The sequence below is a fragment of the Nostoc sp. genome (genome assembly GCF_036917155.1).
Classification (GTDB): domain Bacteria; phylum Cyanobacteriota; class Cyanobacteriia; order Cyanobacteriales; family Nostocaceae; genus Nostoc.
In genome coordinates this window covers 1-1463 of record NZ_JBALDZ010000045.1, presented here as the reverse complement: position 1 = coordinate 1463, position 1463 = coordinate 1, and the positions used below count along the sequence as shown (strand labels likewise).

Below are 1463 nucleotides of genomic sequence, written 5' to 3'. Positions count from 1 at the left end.
AGTTCGCACAATACAAGCTTTGGTCGATCAACATACGGAACTTCTTACTGTGCTTGATTCTCAAGCTCTTGAATACCAATTAGATAGCTAGGGTCTAATGTTATATGAGTATCATAATAGGCTCACTTGGAAAAAATATATCCCTTTTCCGCCCGTCTCGGTGAGCGCAATTTCTAGAAGCTTTAGCAACCCTTAAAAATTAATCCGACGATAGATTTCAGTTAGGGGAATTTCCACGTTGTTTAAACTGTGCAGAACAATCGTCCGCTCAAGGTGAGAGTGAACTTGCCATAGCCAGCGATCGTTACTGTTGCGATCCCGCGTTGTGATATTGCTCAATGTAGGGTTCACTTTGGCTTACAAGCAGATATTCACAAAAGCTGGTGCTGGAAGCGATGTTTACGCATAACCCGCATTTTGATTCCGCAACTCCGATAATTTATATCAGAAGTTAAATCAGAAAATTTATGCAAAAAATTCATATTGATATACAGCAGGGAGATATTGCAGGAGTCGCACGTAAAATAGCCAATGGCGTTGATATTGAGCGCCTAGACGAGTATTCCCAGCAAACACCATTAATGTGTGCGGTTAGTAGCGCCAATGCAGGTGTTGATATGATTCGCCTCCTCTTGGAACATGGCGCGAATGTGAATGCTGTTGAACAAGAATCTCAAAATACCGTACTTGGGTTGGCTGTACAGTCAGGAAATTTAGATAAAATCCAATTGATTCTGGATGCTGGAGCGGATATTAACTATCAAAGCCCAGACGGATATGATATCTTAATTCATGCTATGCATGGTCGAGATATTTTACGAGATGAAAACTTAATATCAACTTTGAATTTACTCATCTCTAGAGGTGCTGCTGTCAATGGCATGAGTAGCTATGGTGAATCTGCAATCAAAGTAGCTGCTCATATTGGGAGATTTGATGCTGTCAAATTATTATTGAACGCGGGTGCTAACCCAGAGCAACTGGGATGGACAGAATTAATGCACGCAATAGTTTTTGGGAGCTTAGAGCAAGTATTGTTATTGCTAGAGCAAGGAGCAGATCAAGATGTGCGTGATTGTTGGAATAGAACCCCTTGGTTATTGAGTATTCAGGTGGGTGAACTTCCTAAAGCCAAATTACTCCTAGCTGCGGGAGCAAATTACAACGATGTGGGAAACTGCGGAAAAACGCCGTTAATGTATGCGATAGAAAACAATAGGCTGGAAGTCCTACAGTGGCTAATTGCAGAGAGATTTGATATTGAAGCCACTGATGACTTTAGTAACACTGCGTTAATAATCGCAGCAGAGCATGGTGCTACTGATTGCGTCAAAATTTTACTAGAAGCTGGCGCAAACCCTAGCAGAATCGAATGGCACTAAGAAAACCGGAAAGGCTTATCAATTAAGCGCTTTGCAATTGCTTACGTAATTCATGCCGTGGTTTCGTCATTAAGGGGTAAG

General features: G+C 41.6%; 2 protein-coding genes. One reads left to right on the top strand and one right to left on the bottom strand.

Annotation, left to right across the window (positions count from 1 at the left end):
- Window positions 1–192 precede the first annotated feature (192 nt).
- Window positions 193–339, bottom strand: coding sequence for a hypothetical protein (locus tag V7K67_RS07060; RefSeq protein WP_335165797.1), 147 nt, complete (start codon window positions 337–339; stop codon window positions 193–195).
- A gap of 128 nt (window positions 340–467) precedes the next feature.
- Here V7K67_RS07060 and V7K67_RS07055 point away from each other — a divergent pair, with 128 nt between their 5' ends.
- The gene (locus V7K67_RS07055) at window positions 468–1382 is read left to right on the top strand and encodes an ankyrin repeat domain-containing protein (RefSeq protein WP_335165795.1); all 915 of its coding nucleotides are present in this window, start codon (window positions 468–470) and stop codon (window positions 1380–1382) included.
- Window positions 1383–1463 lie beyond the last annotated feature (81 nt).